We start from the raw sequence: 17,168 nt of genomic DNA on the forward strand, positions 1-17,168 counted from the left end.
ACGATGACATTGGAATTCACCCTCGCCAGCGCGCGTGACGCGCTGCGCAGCCGCCGCATCTCCTCCCGCGAACTGACACAGGCGCATCTGGCCTCCATCGCGGCGCTGGACCCCAAGCTGCACGCCTTCATCACCGTGACGCCGGACCTCGCACTCGCCCAGGCCGATGCGGCGGATGCCGCACTCGGCCGTGGCGAGGCCGGGCCGCTCACCGGTCTGCCGGTCGCCATCAAGGACGTCTTCTGCACCAAGGGCGTGAAGACGACGGCGGCCAGCAAGATTCTGGAACCCTTCGTGCCGCCGTACGAAAGCACGGTGACCAGCAACATGCTGCGCGACGGCGCGGTCTTCCTCGGCAAGCTCAATCTGGATGAGTTCGCCATGGGCTCGGCCACCACCAATTCGGCCTTCGGCGCCACCATCAATCCCTGGCAGCGCCAGGATAGCGATGTGGCGCTGGTCCCCGGCGGCTCCTCCGGCGGTTCGGCCGCCGCTGTCGCCTCCGGCATGGCCCTCGCGGCCACGGGCACGGATACCGGCGGGTCCATCCGTCAGCCGGCCTCCTATTGCGGCATCGTCGGCATCAAGCCGACCTATGGCCGCTGCTCGCGCTACGGCATCGTGGCCTTCGCCTCCTCCCTCGACCAGGCCGGACCCTTCGGCCGCACGGTGGAGGATACCGCCATCCTGCTCGGCTCCATGGCCGGGCACGATCCCAAGGACAGCACCAGCGTTCCCCGCGCGGTGCCGGATTTTGTGGCGGCCGCCAAGCGTGGCGTGAAGGGCCTGAAGATCGGCGTGCCGCGCGAATATCGCGCCGAGGGCATGCCGGCTGAGATCGAGGCGCTATGGGCGCAGGGTCTGGATTGGCTGCGCCAGCAGGGCGCGGAAATCGTCGATGTCTCCCTGCCGCATACCAAATATGGTCTGGCGACCTATTACATCGTCGCCCCGGCCGAGGCCTCGTCCAACCTCGCGCGCTATGACGGCGTGCGTTACGGCCTGCGCGTGCCGGCCAATGACCTCAAGGATTTGTATGAGGAGACCCGTGCTGCCGGCTTCGGTAAGGAAGTGCGCCGCCGCATCCTGATGGGCACCTACGTCCTCTCGGCCGGCTATTACGACGCCTATTACCTCAAGGCACAGAAGGTCCGTGCCTTGATCCTGAAGGATTTTACCGAGGTTTTTACCAAGGTTGACGCCTTGCTCACGCCGACGGCGCCGTCGGCCGCTTTCGCCATCGGCGAGAATGCGGATGACCCGGTGAAGATGTATCTGAACGATATCTTCACGGTCCCGGCCTCCATGGCCGGCGTGCCGGGCATGTCGGTGCCCGCCGGGCTGGACGCCCACGGCCTGCCGCTGGGCCTGCAGGTGCTCGGCCGGCATTTCGATGAGGAGACGGTCTTTGCGGTCGGCGCTGCCTTGGAAAAGGCCGCCGGCTTCACCGGCCTGCCGCAGATCCGCATGGGGGAGGGCGCCTAATGTCCTATATCATCGAAGGCCGCACCGGCCCCTGGGAACTGGTCATCGGTCTTGAAGTCCATGCCCAGGTTGTCTCCAACGCGAAACTGTTCAGCGGGGCCTCGGCCACATATGGCGGCGAGCCCAATGCGCAGGTGAGTTTCATCGATGCCGGCTTCCCCGGCATGCTGCCGGTCATCAACGGCGAATGCGTGGCGCAGGCGGTGCGCACAGGTCTGGGTCTGAATGCCGAGATCAATCTCGTCAGCCGTTTCGACCGCAAAAACTATTTCTATGCGGACCTGCCGCAGGGCTATCAGATCAGCCAGTTCGCCCATCCCATCGTGGGCAAGGGCATCGTCGATATCGAGCTGGAGAGCGGCGAGGTTCGCCATATCGGTGTCACGCGCCTGCATCTGGAGCAGGACGCCGGCAAGTCGATGCATGATCAGCATCCGGCGGAATCCTTCATCGACCTCAACCGGGCCGGCGTCGCGCTGATGGAAATCGTCAGCGAGCCCGATATGCGCTCGCCCGAGGAGGCTGGTGCTTACCTGCGCAAGCTGCGCACCATCCTGCGCTATCTCGGCACCTGCGACGGCAATATGGAGGAGGGCTCCATGCGCGCCGACGTGAACGTTTCCGTCCGCAAGGCGGGCGAAGAATTCCGCACGCGATGCGAAATCAAGAACGTCAATTCCGTTCGCTTCGTCATGCAGGCGATCGAGGTTGAAGCCCGCCGTCAGGTCGAGATCTGGGAATCGGGCGCGAGCGTTGACCAGGAGACGAGGCTGTACGACCCGGCGCGGAGCGAGACGCGGTCCATGCGCAGCAAGGAAGACGCGCATGACTATCGCTACTTCCCGGACCCGGACCTGCTGCCGCTGGTCATCGAACAGGCTTGGGTCGACCAGCTTGCCGCGATGCTGCCGGAACTGCCGGACGCCAAGAAGGCCCGCTTCATCAGCGACTATGGCATTCCGGCCTATGACGCCCGCGTGCTGGTGATGGAGCAGGCGAGCGCCGATTTCTATGAGACGCTGGCAAAGGGCCGCGACGGCAAGGCCGCGTCCAACTGGATGCTGGGCGATTTCTTCGCCGGGCTGAACCGGCTGGGGAAGGGCATTGAGACCAGCCCCATCTCGGCTGCCACGCTGGGCGGTCTGCTGGACCTGATCGCGGATGCGACCATCAACGGCAAGATCGCCAAGGAGGTCCTGGAGGCGATGATGGAGACGGGCGAGAGCGCGGCCGCCATCGTCGAGGCCAAGGGCTTGAAGCAGGTGACGGATACCGGCGCGATCGACGCGGCGGTGGATGCGGTTCTGGCTGCCAACCCGGATAAGCTGGCCGAATACAAGTCGGGCAAGGAAAAACTGTTCGGATTCTTCGTGGGTCAGGTGATGAAGGCCATGGCCGGCAAGGGCAATCCGGCGCTGGTGAATGAGGCGATCAAGCGCAAGCTTTGATCGCCTGCTGTCGCGGCCTGGGGCGCTATGCCGTCCCGGGCCAGCCTCCGGCCAGCTATGCATCCTGACCGCAAAATGAGGCGTTCAGGGTGCATTGACCGGGGTAAAACCCGCCGCTAGAAGAGGCCTGCAAACGTCGTGCAAATGGCATTGCTTCTCCCGGCGGAGGGGTGGCCGAGTGGCTGAAGGCGGCGGTTTGCTAAACCGTTGTACAGGGTCAACCTGTACCGTGAGTTCGAATCTCATCCCCTCCGCCAATTATCTGCACCTTTGGAAAGTGCGCACAGGCCGTTTACAACGGTTTTTGCTACACCTGTGACACCTTCTGCTACACCCCCACACCGTTTGCCACACCCCCACACCCTACTTCAGAGCGGCCGGAAGAGACCCGAAAAGGTCAGTCCGACGCCCGTATTGCCGATGGGCGCCCATCCCCCGTAGGAATCGGGTGTATTTCTCGGTGGTCTTGATCGAGCTGTGCCCCAAATGCTCAGATAGACGATAAAGGCATGTGTCATCGTCGAGGACCGACGCGATTGCGAACGAGTGTCTAAAATCGTGGATGCGGAATTTCTGCAGAGTCTCCGGATCCCGCCCCTCATCAGCGGCTGATTTTTCTTCGCGCCCCTGCCGCTGGCGCCGCCATTGTCCGTAACGCGTGCTGACCACGGCGCTATCTGCGTGAAGACGCGCGAACAAGCGCCCACGCTTCGGAAGCACTGGAAGCAGTTCAGCCGCTCGACCTAAATTAATTATCCGGGTCTTGAGGCCATCCCTGTTGCGCTTTACGCCTCGGATGAGGGTCGCCCTAACCACATCGGGGTGGATATCCTCGGCATGCAGATGGAGAGCCTCAGCCAAGCGCATACCGGTCTCGCGTAGGAACCGAAACAGCGTCGCCATATCTGCGCTCCACTCAGCGACCTCGTCGATGAGGGCCTGGGCCTGCTCGTCGGTCGGGGGATCTAAGTCGTCGACAGTCGTTCCCACAAACATATCCCGATCGAATGTCTTCGCGACATTCTGCTCAACCCAGCCCGAAACCACGGCGAACTGCAACGCGCGGCTCATCGCCGTGAGGTCGTTCAAAATTGTCGATGTCGACCGTCCTTCTTCGAACCTGGCCTTGGAGTAGTCCTTTAGTGTGCCAACTGTGATGGCTGACAGAGGCACCGGCGGGAACACACCGTTCTCGTCTGGATCACCGGCGAGTGCCAGCGTGAGCTGCACTAAGCTCACCCCGTAGCGCTGGACCGTCTTTTCAGATAGCGAGCGATTAGCAACAAGCTGCTTTGTGTGGTCAAGGTAGCCATTCACGGCATCCTGCCAAGTTTTCTCGGCCTCGCGGACGATGCCACTTCTGAGCGCCTTGTTCTCCTTCAGGATTTTGTCGCGCGCACGCCTCGCCGCTTTGACATCAGCAGTGCCAAGGGACTGGAGCTGGGGCTTTCCCCCGAGCTTAAAGCGGACGTACCATGTCGACCCGCGAAGCTGGAGGTTGTGATTCGGGTCGGCGGACGGACCTTTAGCGGGCTGGATGAGGGGCGGGGGCATTTGGGTGTAGCAATCCTGTTCTCTAAACCATTGATGTAGATCGAAATCTGTCGCGAGATAACGGTTTTGTCAAACAACCACACGTTTGCCCCAGGATATTTAAAGGCTGGCAAACTTCCCTCGGCAGCCATCTGCTCAATTTGGCGAACAGAAAAGGGCAAGATTTCCGCGACCTGATGGGATCTAATGAGCTGTGGGCCCTCGGAAATTTGGACGCACCTCGAGCTATCGTCGATCGCCTCAGCGTCGGGGATGGCTCGGAAGGAAGACATTAGGGTCCAAAATTTAGCGGGTAATCTAATGCTCTCCTGTAAACCTATATTCGTCAATGAATTATTTTGAGATTTCCAAGAATCTGGTCGAATTAGTCCGTTGGAGAAGTTTTACTTAATCTATGTTGACATCGTTGCTTAGGATTTATCGACAAAAAAGGGGGCCATCTTTACGATGAGCCCCCGTTTCTGTTCGCCGGAACTGACTGGTCTGAGATACCAAGATCTTAGTGAATCGCGGACGCTCCGGATTTCAGGAGATCTGAAAGGCTGCCGTCGAAAAGTAGGACTTCTTCTCCAGGAATTCCTCTCTCCAAAACCTTCTCAGCTAGTTGATGCGCAGACTCAAGAATGTCGTCAGTCAACGAATCAAACCCGACATCATCAGCATCGCGAGCAATCGACAGTGTGTATTCTTCGTGAGTGATGCCATCGATCACCCGAGTTTTTCTGGTCTGTGGCATAAGCGTAATTTTCATAGTTTCCTCCCAAAATTCGGCCCCAGACAATCAGGGCTCACTATAATAAGTGAGCCCTGGACTATGGAAATTGCAAGAAAGTCGTGATTTATTTTAGATCGACACGATTTCCTCATCCTCATCTTCGTTAACAATTTTGTTTGAATATCCATTTGCAAGCACGTCTGCCAGGTCTTCATCATTCCAAGAGTTGTTGTCAGACCAATCAGACCATTCGTAGCCGTCCGTAAGTTTGGAGATAGCATCTAGATCTCCGTTTACCGCAGCGACCAGGTCTCTGCCGATATCGCTGCCTACAGACGTGTAGTTGAGCAAAATTGTATAGTCGTAGTTCTCTCTGAATTCTGCTTGCGCAACGAATTCTCCTTGACCCTCGTAAACTAAATTAAATGAAAACGCGATTGTGTCGAGCGGCTCTTCTTCTTCGATTGCCTCAGCTTCTGCGGCCTTGCGCTCAGCGATGGCTTTCTGAATTGCGATGTCGCAAGCCACGTTAATGCGATTCCAGATCTCACCCCTACTCACAATGATGAACCCGGGGATCTCTTTTGCCGTGAACTTCGACTCTGATGAGCCGGTCTGTGCAAGCATGTCGTCAACGTTTTTATATCCAGCATCAACCATCGCGGCATCGATAGCCAGCGCTTCTGTGTCTGCCTGGAAAATTCCGTAGCTGTTGTTATTTGCAAAAACTTCAAATTTAGTCATCTTAGTCTCCATCTGTGGGGTCTGAAAGCTTCATCGCTCTCTTAATATTATGAAACCATGGGTTCATCAGAATTACCTAGAAAATCAGCACTTCCAAATCATCAAGGCTTGCATGCAATTTACTCAGTGAACAAATTTTCCAACGTTTACTGAACAACGTAGTCAGCCGGAAGCTCTGAGTCGCATAGTAGCTGATACAACACAAATATTCCAGGCCGCTTGTCGGGTCCGTCTTGCCAGAACATCCGGTGCCTGACTAAACCGATGCCTTTCCCGATCTGGCTCCAGTGCATCTGAGATAGCTCATACTGAATCAGTGCCCACAAAATCCCCCTCGAGCACCGACGGTCTCCGTAGAAAGCAGAATTTAGCCTCGCAATTTCCCACGCTTCCGTCGGCGTCCATCCGTCAGCCATCCGATTCATGGCGACTGTAACGGCAGATAGATGCCGATAAATTTCAGGATCCCTGTCGATCAGGATTTCCAGAAATTCAAGCTGCCGGTCACGGTCTGCGATGGTGTTCCTACTCGGAATTTGTTGACTGCTTTGAGTGTAGATTCCCAGGTGCGTCGGATATCCGAGGATCTGCCGAGGGTCTCGTTTTTTGGGGTGCGCATGTTGTTGAAGTCCTCCGGAGAGGGTAAGGGTCTCCGCGTGATCAGGAGACCCTTAGTTTGGGCGGACGTTAGAAGGGGAGGTTGTCATCATCGCTGTGATCACGAGGCTCTTCTGGCTTCCAACCCCTGCATATGTCGATGCACCGGCGCGACTTATGAGCGTGCATGGGTAGACCCATCTTCTCGAACGCCGAAGCCTCTTTCCCGAAGAATTTGATTTGCCGGGCGTTGACTACTGCCATTTCATCATCGCCGTACGGATTAAAGCAGCCGTAGCTCGCAAAATATGCATATATGCACCGCTCTACGATCTGCTCTGTTACATCAACAATTTCCTTAGATCCGTTCAGCTTAACCAGGATTTTATAGTTCTGGGCATTCTCAAGGCGCTCTCTTGTGTCGCTTTTGAAAATCCGAAAATACAGGTCCTCCTCGAAATTCTTGTGCGCTACGCTGCGGCCGATACTGCCGGGTTTAGCAAAAATACTAATCGCACGCATACTTGTGATTGCATCTAAATTCACGATTTCCATGATAAATTCTCCATATCTAAAAAGGGTTGGGCAACTTCAGGGTTTAGGATTTTAAAATTGCCAGGGTTTCTGTATTCGAAGCCATCTCAGCTTCGACGAGATCTACGAGTGCCTGGTGGATCCAGACCGGGACCGGTCTCTCACCTCGATCCAGTTTCCAGATCATCGATGGCGCCAGAGACCGTCGGGGTTTTCTCGGGTGTCGGGCACCCAGCTCTCTCGCGAGAGCTGTATGCCAACGATCACCGTAGAGTCTGATGCCGATAGCTCGAAGGGTCTCCGCGGTGATCATGGTTCACTCCCTTACGCGTGGGCTTCTGGGGAGGATGGCTTCCTGGTCACGCGGGCCTGCACCTTCGCGGCCGCCTTGGTTTTGCGGGCGTGAACCTCTGCGCGTTGAGTTACTGACAGAGCTACGCTATCAACGCCGCCTTCGCGGGGACACATTTTCACTGATTCGACGCTCTCAAGATACCAACCAACGCTATCGCGTTTAACGGTGGCGTACGTAGACTTAATCGGATACCGATAAGCCTTGGCTGATGCACCGCCGCGAACAAATTCTGCGGTCGCACCGGCACGGCGCCGCTTTGCGATTTTTAGGTCAGCCAGACCCTCTTCTGCATTGCGGGCGACTACCATTACATCAATAAAACTCAGGTCATTCTGGCCGCGACCGGTCTGCACGGTCCTCAGCATCGCGAGAATACCTTCGCGATTAGCCACAGCGATGCGGACGCGCTTGCGTGTGCCTGGTGTCGTCATCTTCAGTCTCCTGGGTATAATCTGGGGGAGGCGCTTGATTGCGTCCTCTTAATATTATGAGAACACACATTTCCCAAAAAACAATAATAAATCGAACACACATAGTACGCATAGCTAACTATATTTTTTGCGGTGACTTATCTGTTTACAGTACGCATATTCTGATGTCGTCAAACTATGTTGACAATTACTTGGGTAGCCCGTGACAACATTGTCAACATTGGGCCTAGGCGACCCACACACTCCTATATCCCCATTTTTGTCATCCCATCCCGAAAGTCATGCCCAGAAAACGGCCACTGGTGAGCAAAACAACGCATTGATGCCCGATATTCTTCACAGACACCCAAAACGCACCAGCGAGCCATACGGAGGCATTGGCGGCCATTCTCCCATTTTGTTGACCTCTACAGCCCTCCATAGGCGCCTGAGGGGGCCATATGAGCCATTGTCAACATAGTTTGGCGATGCTGGAGGGGCGCTGACGACCAATTATTGGTCGGCGTGGATGATGTTCTTCTGGAGGCCCTGATTCGCTCTGGCGGGCTTAAAAACGGGTATGGCTGGCTTTTGGGTATTTTGTTGACGACTTGGGACCGTCAATAAGGGGTGTACGGTGTTGGGTTTGGATATTTGAAAGTCAGTTATTGTCAATATTTGGCACTAGCCGACTTTCAAATAGTCGACCGGGCCATGTTGAGATCCTGATGGCGTGATAATCTATGCCGGTGAGGAAACCAGATCCAAAGATCGCCTAGGTGTCGGTCCCCGTAGATATCAGGTACACTATGTCACCACTGGTGCACCTGATATCTGCAGCCCATCCTGATCCCAGGAGGTGACCATTTGACCGGGTTTCTGAACCAATTTTGGGACCTAAAACACATTTATGTTCTACTAAGTAGACATCCCCGCCTATCCAGCTCACCCATGATACGTCAACAAATTAGCTTTCCCAAACCGAATCTACACGCAAAATACCGTAAAAATACCGTAAAACTACCGCATCCCACCGTGATCTAGTGCGCCCTTGCATCCAGCTTTCCTATTTGTGTTGCAGAACCAACAAGATGTGTTGCACGACCGATGCATTTGTGTTGCACAACTCTCAAAATGTGATGCACGCAAAACTACAAGTTTTGCATCTTGCAGTGGTATTCTACAAACATCGGAGAAATACCATGTTGAGTTTAGCAAAACAAAATCTGTTGACGCGTGCAGTATCTATAATGCGGTCGGTAAAATTCGGGCCGATTTCCGCATCCTCAGATGCCAAATATGCCGAGGTCGCCGCTCAGATCGAGGCACATATGATGCGAGATGGTGATCTTTGGACAGGTATAGAAAGCCTGGCATCTACTCATCGCTATGCGTATCTGCAGCGTGCAGCCTGGTCGAGGCATGCTCACAGCATGGTATCTCGACTGATCAAGGATCTCCACGCTCAAAGGATTCCCGCGAAGGATGGTCTGGCTCAGCTGGAAATTTGGGTTCCGGAAGCTGAGAGATATCCACCGCGCCAGGCAATCCCTCGGCAAGAGAGGACCAAGGCGGGCGATTGGCTGACTGCAGTCCGGGCTTCGGGAATCAAAATCCCTCCGAGCAGATCGAAGAGGCGTGGAATTCTATCGCTTCCGGATGATTGGCTAGATCAGATTTGGTCCGTCGCGGTCGACAAGGAATTCAAATATCTCGATAGCCTGGCGGTTTTGATCACCACCGGCTGCAGGCCTGCTGAAATCTGCGATGGTGTCGAGATCGAAGTGGTCGACGACCATCTGACGATCACTGTGACTGGTCGGAAAACTACGGATGTAAACGGTCAGCCCTGGCGTAGATTGACCGTTTCGACCGATAGCTCTCCGGCCGCACACCTGGCCGAGCAATTTCGTTTGGGGCAAACGAAAATCCGGTGCACAGCAACCCCGTGCGCCATCAGTTTAGCAATTGCCGACCTGGCTGTCGGTCTGAATTTCGGCCGCCGCATTTCAGCATATGATATCCGTCATCAAAGGTCAGCTGATATCAGGAATTCCTTTGATGATATGGCAATCGTATCTGCGTGGCTGGGGCATGCATCAACATCAACAGCACGCTACTATGGTCGCGCCCCAAAATCATCAGGATGCCGTGGACCTCGACCGATATCTGCGATTGCTGCGCGGATGGTGAGAACGAATAAGCCAAGTGTTGTCAACAAATTAGATTGCTGAGATCATGGCAATCCATCAGTATTTCTGATAACTTATACATAAGTAATCAAAAATTCCGATGGAGTGCGTTTAATGGGGCGTCGACAACAAACATCTTCAGAAGATAAAATTGATAAGGCGCCCAGAGAACGCTGGCAGCATGGCACTCAGGGAATCGAAATTGAGATAGGTAAACCGGGTGATGCTGTTCTCGCAAGAAGAGTTCAACGCATCGACACACCAGTTCTCTCACTGCATAGATCCCGTAAAATCGGGGATGCAGAAGTGGTCGCGGCCGCCCGCTGGCTAGCTGACTATGAGTCTGGTCGTCGATCACGGTATGTCCACCCCGCGACTGCAGGGATCGGAGGAGGTAGCGCGGCTGGTGCGGATGGTGTGCTACTGTGGGGTCTAGATGCGTCAACAAAATTGAGGGCGGCTAATCAGGCAATCGGGCGCGATGGTGAGGCTCTCTTGATACAAGCGGTTCATCTTGGCATGTCTATAGATTCTATCCGCAAGGACTGGCAGTGCCGGTGGGGCGACGTATGCCATGCCCTGAAAACTACACTTCTTGCGTTGAGCACTCACTATCAAAATGTGGATAGATTCTCGTTTGATGGCCGGATTCGGCGTGAATTTGAACTTGAATCATCAACATAGATCGTGTTCACGAAAAAAAGATGATATCATAAAATCAACGACGATATCCGGCAAATTTTAGAGGAAATCTCATGCTCAATAATGAAAATATCAATTTTACAGCAAAAGTCGTGAACAGTGCGCGACCGTTCGAGGATGCAATCGAAGCACTGATTTCGGGACCTGATCCGATGACGATTTCTTACACTTTGGGCTACGGTCTGGAATCCGTTCCCGAGCTCGCCGGGCTGACGGACATTCAGTTATCGACGTTAAATATTCGGACGCTTCTACTGTCGGTATCTGTCGCGAAAGAACTCGCATTTCGTGACGCGGCGCCGATCCGCGCAGTCTTGGCATCTAGTCCGCATGATCGGGAGGCTAACAGAGCGCTCTGGGATGCTGAAGACAGGCACGGGAAGGACTTCAAGGATCGGATGGGAGTCTGGGAGGGTGGATGGTTTCACTACGCAGATGGATCGGACTTAAGAGTGAGCGCTACCGGCGGATTTCCGGTGATTGCTGTGAAGACTACGTAAAGCTGGCGGATTGGATGCGTCAACAAAATTAAGATCATCAAAAGGGAGTCGACAGATTCTCTTTTGATGGTCGGATTCGTGATAGGGTGTCAGCGTGATGGAACAGTTTTCTTATATTGTCGATAGGTTTTCTAAACGATCGGATTATGAGCCCTATCCTCCAGGGCATCTGCAGTCGTATTCGGATGCCGGGATTCGTTTGGAAATCAGGTTGGCGGAGGCGATCAGAGATGATGGGCGACCCAGGCCGGATGGAGAACGTTTACGGGAGGAGGCCGATATAAGGCTGCTGGCTCTGGGGGATGAGTGGGAAGCTCGGGCTGTGCTGAGGCAAGCTGGTGTTTTTCTTGGTTTGCTATCTGCAGTTCGTGAGCTGCCGGAAGCTGCCAGGGCTGGCAATGAGGAGGGTCGGGCGGCTGTGGAGAGGGTTTTGGATCAGCTGGATAAGTGGATTGCGGTGATATAGTCTGCATACTTTGTTGACATGACTACAAAATATTGCAAACCTATGCGCGTTTTGCTTGCGATCGGCGGTGGCTTGTATCACTATTAGTGTCAAGTCACAGGAATGTGGCGCAATAAAAAGATCCGGATCATCGCGATTGGCGTCGCTCCCCGGATCTTAGCGCAGGAGTTTATTATGTCCGATACCCAAAAATTTGTCAATACATCTGCATCCATCGGAATCGATGAGGGTGTAGAGTTACTCAACGGCATGAGCGAAAGCGTGTTCGCCGGTGTGGCTCAGAATATGGTCGACCTGGGCTGGTCGATATTCCCACAAATGACGTCTGGCGAGCGTCGCCTCCCGGGCAAAATCGATGGCGGGGTTATAAAGTGGAAGGAGGATTACAATCTCTCTTTGGTCCGCCCGACACAAGATTTTCTCGACAGATGCATTTATCAGTGCGCATCACTGAACGTCGCGACCGTTTTTGGTCCCGCAAGCGGAAATACCTTCGCGGTTGATATCGATGTGCTAGATGAAAAACTTGCAGACGAGGTCGCCGAAATCGCCGAGGAAATCCTTGGCGATACTCCATTTGTCAGAGTCGGAAACAAACCAAAGCTCGCTCTTATTTATCGGCATGCTGAAGACGATGTTGTGGCTAGTGTGTCTCGCCGCCTTGCGGACGAAGAAGGTATGCCGTCTCAACATGGTCTTGAAATCCTCGGCGCCGGAAAGTTGCTTACCTTCCACGGCCGCCATCACAAGACAGGCCAGTATTTCAAATGGACTGGATTGGCGACACCACTTTTGGACGGCCCAGAAAAGGCACTTCTGGTAACGTCAGCACAGGTTGTCGATTTCCTTGCAGCCGTCGATACGAAGCTTGGATTTGCTCAGGCGCAGGTAATCAAGGCAAATTTTTCCTGGACCGAGGGAGAAGAGGGCGAAGTCCGCACCGCGATCATCGACACCGGTGTGAGTGGCAGACTGACCGACGGCCGCGAGGAATACCTGGGCAAGCTGGTTTGGGCGATGGTATGTGCCAACTCGCAGGAAATCTGTGCGGCGCGAGACCTTGGTGATGATGCTCTCCGGCCATTGTTGGCTGGTGTGTGCCAGGCGGTTTTCGATGAATTTGTTGTCAAGGCTGAGGCGAGTGGGCGCTGGGAGCCAAAGATGCTTCGGCAGGAAATTAGATCTCGTGTTGCTCGGGCGGCAGCAAAGGTTGAGCCGCCTCGTCCGAGGATGATCGCAAGCGGGGCATCTAAGAGCCATTTAGACTCCGACCTGCCGATCATCGAAATCGTGACTGGTGATGTAGAAAGCGCAGCAAATGCGGCCGAGCTAGCCCTGGTCGCCTCGGGTAGGGGCATCTATCAGCGTGGCGGTGCAATCGTGAGCATCGGGGAAACCTGGTCGCACACGGCGTCTGGACGCGAAGTATCGACTCAGAGGATCTTCCCGGTCGGTGAGCATGCCCTGGTCGAACACCTATCCGCCTCTGCGATCTGGATGAAATATGATGCCCGAAGCAAAGGGATGGCACGAACCTCGGCGCCGATGTGGATCGCGCAGACGCTCATGGATCGCAAAGGCCGCCTAGGACTTCCAGTGCTCTCGGGCGTAGTGGGGGCTCCCACGCTTCGCGGCGATGGCAGCATCCTGGATCAGCCTGGCTTCGACGAGACTACTGGGCTCCTTCTAGATCACCGCGGCGTTCAGTTTCCTGAGGTGCCTCAGGCGCCATCGCGTGATGATGCCTTGGTCGCTCTGGGGGCCCTGAAGGCGTTAATTAAGGATTTCCCGTTTGTAGCGAACGCTGATCGCTCGGTGGCCCTTTCTATGCTGTTGACAGCATGCGTAAGGCGTTCTCTCCGTACGGCTCCTCTCCATGCTTTCTCGGCACCAACCGCAGGAACGGGTAAATCCAAACTGGTCGATATCGCCTCAATCCTTGCCACGGGTCGTGAGGCTGGCGTTTTAGCGCAAGGCAAAACAGACGAGGAAACCGAAAAGCGCCTGGCATCCGCACTCATCGCGGGCGACCAAATCATCACACTCGATAACTGCGTTCTCCCTGTTGATGGCGACCTTCTTTGCCAGATGCTGACCCAATCGACCGTCCGCCCCAGGATCCTTGGTCGGTCTGAGACGCCGGATATCCCAGCATCAGCTCTGATGGCCGCCACCGGCAACAGCCTCATAATCGCCGGTGATGTTACGCGCCGCGCTATCTACTGCAGTCTAGATGCTAAGGTTGAGCGTCCCGAGGATCGGGAATTCGACATCGATGTTATCGCCGAGACAAAAAAACGCAGGCCAGAACTGGTTGTTGCCGCACTTACAGTTCTGAGAGCGTTCATTGTGGAGGGTAGCCCGAAGCAGAAGAATCCATTGGGCTCATTTGAAGACTGGAGCCGCACGGTCCGCGACGCTCTCGTTTGGGCCGGTGAAGCAGACCCATGCGAAACCATGGTAAGGATGCGCGAACTGGATCCAAAACTGGAGGCGCTGACAGCAGTTCTGTCGGGATGGGCAAAGGCTCTCAACGACAATCGGGTCACAACAAGTGCCATCGTCGAAGCTGCGACGGCCCAGGCCCACAATGAAGATGGCCAGATCGTATTTCGGAATCCTGAGTTGAGGTCGGCTCTTATGTCCGTGGCCTCAGCCGGATCGTCATCGGCGCTGAGTGCTCGCTCCCTTGGGAGGTGGCTTGGAGCCAACGCTGATCGGCGTGTCGGAGGCCTCCGCATCGTGAGGCTGGGTCTTTTGGATGGATCTCCGACCTGGAGGCTGGAGTCTGATGAGCCCGGTATCCTCGGACCAGCGAATTGGTAAACTAAAATAGCTCAGATTGTTCTTTCAAGGCTCACTCTCAAAAGGGGTGGGCCTTCTTCTTTTGGTGGTCGCTTCCCACGGAAAGGATGGTTCAAGAGGTCATGTCAACAGATTAGGTGGGTTAAGTGGGTTAAGTGGGGTAGTTTCGGAGAGATTGCTGAAAGTGTCACAGATAGTAGTCTGACAGTTTTCCGTGGGGTATCAGAAATAGCCCCCTATAACCCACTTAACCCACCTAATCTGTTTACACACCCGTGGGATGGGTGGTGATTCTTCTTTTTACAGGTCGTTTTCCTTCGAAAAGGGTGTTCAAGATATCCTTGTCAACAGATTAGGTGGGTTAAGTGGGTTAAGTGGGGTAGTTTCGGAGAGATTACTGAAAGTGTCACAGATAGTAGTCTGACAGTTTTCCGTGGGGTATCAGAAATAACCCCCTATAACCCACTTAACCCACCTAATTTGTTTACACATCCCGTGGCAGGGGTGGGTGATTCATTTACATGCATCAGAATAGTATACCGGTGAAATAAAAGGCGCGACTTCCTTGCTTTTTAGTCCTCGCGTGTGTGCACAATACAAATACGGGAGGACTACAACATGAAGAAAGCAAACAAACATTCGCGTATCATCAATCGTGGAATCGACACTATCCAAGATCTCGAAAAGCAGGTCGCAAGCCTCAAAGATCTGCTATCAAATACGGAAATGGAAAACACGATTTTGCGCTGCCGAGCGCCAGATCCAGCTCTCACAATCGTCGGCACAATCCATCTAGAAGGCCTTACGATCACGTTTTCTGATGCGTCGGATTTCCGCGAAGTTGCGGGTCATTTGGCGGAATCGATTGCGGCGTACGGCTACGGTGGCGGCTCGATGGAGAGAAACATGCCAGAGGAGTGCAAGTTATGAGCGAGCGGCAATAGAAGCCCGATCCAGGATTGAAATTTCTTCGAAATCATCGCATACAACTCCGATTCGTAACCCAAATACGAGTCGGAGTTTTTCATGTCCAAAGCTTTCCTAGCTCAAGTGATCCAAGAATCACTCGAAACCACGGGCGTCGCAGCCAATCGAGCGGCCGCCGATGTAATCGATGCTATCGTGAAGGAACTAAAAAAGGAAGGCGGCTTCACCCTGCCAAGCTTCGGCACCTTCACCGTGAAGAAGACCAAAGCGCGCAAGGCTCTCAATCCCCGCACCGGCGAGCCTGTGAAGGTGAAGGCTAGTAAGACCGTGCGGTTTAAGGCGTCGCCCTCGCTGAAGACGGCGGTCTGATCCAGATGAGCGGCGACCTTTATGATTTCTTTCGCGACCAAGGCGGCATCATAGCTGGTGTCTTGGCGTTGGGCGCCGCTCTCATTGCTAACCGTGGAGCCAAGTCTGCTGCAAAGCATCAGGTCGATGCGATGGAGAGGCAGGCAAAGAGGGTGTTGGCGCGTGACAATAAAATTGCTGAAAACCGTCTTTTGGGAATGCTTTCGAAGACGGATGACGACATCCAGATACTAAAGAAGCGTCTCGAGGCATCAAAATATTATATTGAGAATGCGCCTGTCGTAAGAGAGGTTCGCCAAACTATACGGAAACCAAATTTGGATATCGTTTGGAACGATATTGGTCGCTTCGGAGAGGAATTTGTCGCTCTCTATATGACACTAGATAACCGCGTTGACGATTTCATTAATTCCGACATCACCGAAATTAATGCCGTCAAAAATGAGCTTGCGGAATTCGATACGTTCGTCACAGTCTTAGAAAACCATCTCAAGGCCGCAGCGAAGAAGACGAACGGTATGATTCTGGAGACGGAAAAGGCTCCTGCGCGTTGGCGCGGTGTGTCAATTAAGCGGCTTGTGCCCTTCCGTGTCGTTCGGATATCCGATTCCAACCCGATCTCAGCCGATCCAAAACGCCTGGAACGGGTCGACAAACCCTCAAACCACGGCGAGCTATAAGCTCAGCCTGCCGTGGCGTATTGCCAGCTAAAATTTCCGCATCAGCAAGCTGACCTGTCCAGATCTCTTCAAAAATTTGGGCGACGCAGAGCCTGCCCGAATACCAAATTGCCGATGGCATGCCTTCGATCTGAGCCGCGCACCATGATTCAAACAGTCGGCAAGCGCGTTCTTCCGCTGATCCATAGTATGTGCCTGGCATCTCCACGCCGGTCGCCACGGCCTCGCCGATCACCGTCAAAGCCGCCTGGCTCAAATGCCCTCTGAGCAGCCTATGCATAATCTCGTGCGCTAACGCCGTGAGCATAGATGAGGGATTAGTTTCGGCGACGAGGATGATATTACCATCGCACGGGGCCAGGCCGCCAACGGCTTTGTAGGTTGCACCATCTATATCGTAGCTAGCTCGTGTAACGCCGAAATCGTTGACGTTACTATCAACTCGGTAAATTTTGGGTGCTACGATCACGGTAAGCCATGGTGCGATGCGGTCAGCCAGCTCGGCCATAGTCCCCAAAACAGCTCTACCGTCAGCATCTCCGGCGCCAGGCCCCACCGCTACTCGGCCGATCAGATGCTTGGGAAGACTGTAATCACTCAAAGAAAACCTAGTAACAACGCCATCCTTTATTTCATAGACATCTGTAGACCTATCTGCCGATTTTACGATTTTGGGTGCCTCTAG

General features: G+C 54.3%; 15 protein-coding genes and 1 tRNA gene. 11 read left to right on the forward strand and 5 right to left on the reverse strand.

Annotated features, from left to right (window positions below):
* Window positions 1-3 precede the first annotated feature (3 nt).
* The 3 genes from gatA to ACELLULO517_RS15600 all read left to right on the forward strand — a co-directional run bounded on the left by gatA (window position 4) and on the right by ACELLULO517_RS15600 (window position 3,190).
* Window positions 4-1,485, forward strand: coding sequence for an Asp-tRNA(Asn)/Glu-tRNA(Gln) amidotransferase subunit GatA (gatA, locus tag ACELLULO517_RS15590; RefSeq protein WP_227308332.1), 1,482 nt, complete (start codon window positions 4-6; stop codon window positions 1,483-1,485).
* Complete coding sequence (gene gatB, locus ACELLULO517_RS15595; protein ID WP_227308333.1) at window positions 1,485-2,933, forward strand: Asp-tRNA(Asn)/Glu-tRNA(Gln) amidotransferase subunit GatB; 1,449 nt, start codon at window positions 1,485-1,487, stop codon at window positions 2,931-2,933. The genes gatA and gatB overlap by 1 nt, the downstream gene beginning before the upstream one ends.
* Before the next feature lie 164 nt (window positions 2,934-3,097).
* A tRNA-Ser gene (locus ACELLULO517_RS15600) sits at window positions 3,098-3,190 on the forward strand.
* A gap of 106 nt (window positions 3,191-3,296) precedes the next feature.
* Here the strand turns inward: ACELLULO517_RS15600 and ACELLULO517_RS15605 are convergent.
* The 5 genes from ACELLULO517_RS15605 to ACELLULO517_RS15625 form a co-directional block, all read right to left on the reverse strand.
* Entirely contained in the window at window positions 3,297-4,487 is a 1,191-nt protein-coding gene (locus ACELLULO517_RS15605; RefSeq protein ID WP_227308334.1) for a tyrosine-type recombinase/integrase, read from the reverse strand.
* 499 nt (window positions 4,488-4,986) lie between these two features.
* Window positions 4,987-5,238 (reverse strand): hypothetical protein, encoded by a 252-nt coding sequence (locus ACELLULO517_RS15610; protein ID WP_227308335.1) that lies wholly within the window; start codon window positions 5,236-5,238, stop codon window positions 4,987-4,989.
* 93 nt (window positions 5,239-5,331) lie between these two features.
* The gene (locus ACELLULO517_RS15615; RefSeq protein ID WP_227308336.1) at window positions 5,332-5,946 is read right to left on the reverse strand and encodes a hypothetical protein; all 615 of its coding nucleotides are present in this window, start codon (window positions 5,944-5,946) and stop codon (window positions 5,332-5,334) included.
* A gap of 687 nt (window positions 5,947-6,633) precedes the next feature.
* Window positions 6,634-7,098, reverse strand: coding sequence for a hypothetical protein (locus ACELLULO517_RS15620; RefSeq protein ID WP_227308337.1), 465 nt, complete (start codon window positions 7,096-7,098; stop codon window positions 6,634-6,636).
* A gap of 303 nt (window positions 7,099-7,401) precedes the next feature.
* On the reverse strand, window positions 7,402-7,863 hold the full coding sequence (locus ACELLULO517_RS15625) for a hypothetical protein (protein WP_227308338.1): 462 nt from the start codon (window positions 7,861-7,863) through the stop codon (window positions 7,402-7,404).
* Between the two features lie 1,181 nt (window positions 7,864-9,044).
* On the opposite strand from ACELLULO517_RS15625, the gene ACELLULO517_RS15630 reads away from it, so the two are divergent.
* The 8 genes from ACELLULO517_RS15630 (at window position 9,045) to ACELLULO517_RS15665 (ending at window position 16,483) form a co-directional block, all read left to right on the forward strand.
* On the forward strand, window positions 9,045-10,076 hold the full coding sequence (locus tag ACELLULO517_RS15630; RefSeq protein WP_227308339.1) for a site-specific integrase: 1,032 nt from the start codon (window positions 9,045-9,047) through the stop codon (window positions 10,074-10,076).
* Window positions 10,077-10,148: 72 nt separating this feature from the next.
* Window positions 10,149-10,718 carry a hypothetical protein gene (locus tag ACELLULO517_RS15635; RefSeq protein WP_227308340.1) on the forward strand — a complete coding sequence of 190 codons (570 nt, stop codon included), beginning with the start codon at window positions 10,149-10,151 and terminating at the stop codon, window positions 10,716-10,718.
* A gap of 71 nt (window positions 10,719-10,789) precedes the next feature.
* On the forward strand, window positions 10,790-11,236 hold the full coding sequence (locus ACELLULO517_RS15640; protein ID WP_227308341.1) for a hypothetical protein: 447 nt from the start codon (window positions 10,790-10,792) through the stop codon (window positions 11,234-11,236).
* Between the two features lie 97 nt (window positions 11,237-11,333).
* Window positions 11,334-11,702, forward strand: a complete 369-nt coding sequence (locus tag ACELLULO517_RS15645; RefSeq protein ID WP_227308342.1) for a hypothetical protein — start codon at window positions 11,334-11,336, stop codon at window positions 11,700-11,702.
* Window positions 11,703-11,876: 174 nt separating this feature from the next.
* Window positions 11,877-14,528 (forward strand): bifunctional DNA primase/polymerase, encoded by a 2,652-nt coding sequence (locus ACELLULO517_RS15650; protein ID WP_227308343.1) that lies wholly within the window; start codon window positions 11,877-11,879, stop codon window positions 14,526-14,528.
* A 597-nt stretch (window positions 14,529-15,125) separates the two neighbouring features.
* On the forward strand, window positions 15,126-15,437 hold the full coding sequence (locus ACELLULO517_RS15655; protein ID WP_227308344.1) for a hypothetical protein: 312 nt from the start codon (window positions 15,126-15,128) through the stop codon (window positions 15,435-15,437).
* Window positions 15,438-15,533: 96 nt separating this feature from the next.
* Window positions 15,534-15,803: an HU family DNA-binding protein gene (locus ACELLULO517_RS15660; protein WP_227308345.1), complete on the forward strand. Its 270-nt coding sequence runs from the start codon at window positions 15,534-15,536 to the stop codon at window positions 15,801-15,803.
* A gap of 5 nt (window positions 15,804-15,808) precedes the next feature.
* The gene (locus ACELLULO517_RS15665; protein ID WP_227308346.1) at window positions 15,809-16,483 is read left to right on the forward strand and encodes a hypothetical protein; all 675 of its coding nucleotides are present in this window, start codon (window positions 15,809-15,811) and stop codon (window positions 16,481-16,483) included.
* The last annotated feature ends 685 nt before the right edge of the window (window positions 16,484-17,168 follow it).

The organism is Acidisoma cellulosilyticum (assembly GCF_020621385.1).
GTDB classification, from domain to species: Bacteria; Pseudomonadota; Alphaproteobacteria; order Acetobacterales; family Acetobacteraceae; genus Acidisoma; species Acidisoma cellulosilyticum.

Bases quoted from the DNA above. Each gene is read 5' to 3' on its own strand.
- ACELLULO517_RS15605 (WP_227308334.1), bottom strand. From the start codon at position 4,487: ATGCCCCCGCCCCTCATCCAGCCCGCTAAAGGTCCGTCCGCCGACCCG.
- ACELLULO517_RS15655 (WP_227308344.1), top strand. From the start codon at position 15,126: ATGAAGAAAGCAAACAAACATTCGCGTATCATCAATCGTGGAATCGAC.
- ACELLULO517_RS15660 (WP_227308345.1), top strand. From the start codon at position 15,534: ATGTCCAAAGCTTTCCTAGCTCAAGTGATCCAAGAATCACTCGAAACC.
- ACELLULO517_RS15640 (WP_227308341.1), top strand. From the start codon at position 10,790: ATGCTCAATAATGAAAATATCAATTTTACAGCAAAAGTCGTGAACAGT.
- ACELLULO517_RS15665 (WP_227308346.1), top strand. From the start codon at position 15,809: ATGAGCGGCGACCTTTATGATTTCTTTCGCGACCAAGGCGGCATCATA.
- ACELLULO517_RS15650 (WP_227308343.1), top strand. From the start codon at position 11,877: ATGTCCGATACCCAAAAATTTGTCAATACATCTGCATCCATCGGAATC.
- ACELLULO517_RS15635 (WP_227308340.1), top strand. From the start codon at position 10,149: ATGGGGCGTCGACAACAAACATCTTCAGAAGATAAAATTGATAAGGCG.
- gatA (WP_227308332.1), top strand. From the start codon at position 4: ATGACATTGGAATTCACCCTCGCCAGCGCGCGTGACGCGCTGCGCAGC.
- ACELLULO517_RS15645 (WP_227308342.1), top strand. From the start codon at position 11,334: ATGGAACAGTTTTCTTATATTGTCGATAGGTTTTCTAAACGATCGGAT.
- gatB (WP_227308333.1), top strand. From the start codon at position 1,485: ATGTCCTATATCATCGAAGGCCGCACCGGCCCCTGGGAACTGGTCATC.
- ACELLULO517_RS15625 (WP_227308338.1), bottom strand. From the start codon at position 7,863: ATGACGACACCAGGCACACGCAAGCGCGTCCGCATCGCTGTGGCTAAT.
- ACELLULO517_RS15630 (WP_227308339.1), top strand. From the start codon at position 9,045: ATGTTGAGTTTAGCAAAACAAAATCTGTTGACGCGTGCAGTATCTATA.
- ACELLULO517_RS15615 (WP_227308336.1), bottom strand. From the start codon at position 5,946: ATGACTAAATTTGAAGTTTTTGCAAATAACAACAGCTACGGAATTTTC.
- ACELLULO517_RS15610 (WP_227308335.1), bottom strand. From the start codon at position 5,238: ATGAAAATTACGCTTATGCCACAGACCAGAAAAACTCGGGTGATCGAT.
- ACELLULO517_RS15620 (WP_227308337.1), bottom strand. From the start codon at position 7,098: ATGGAAATCGTGAATTTAGATGCAATCACAAGTATGCGTGCGATTAGT.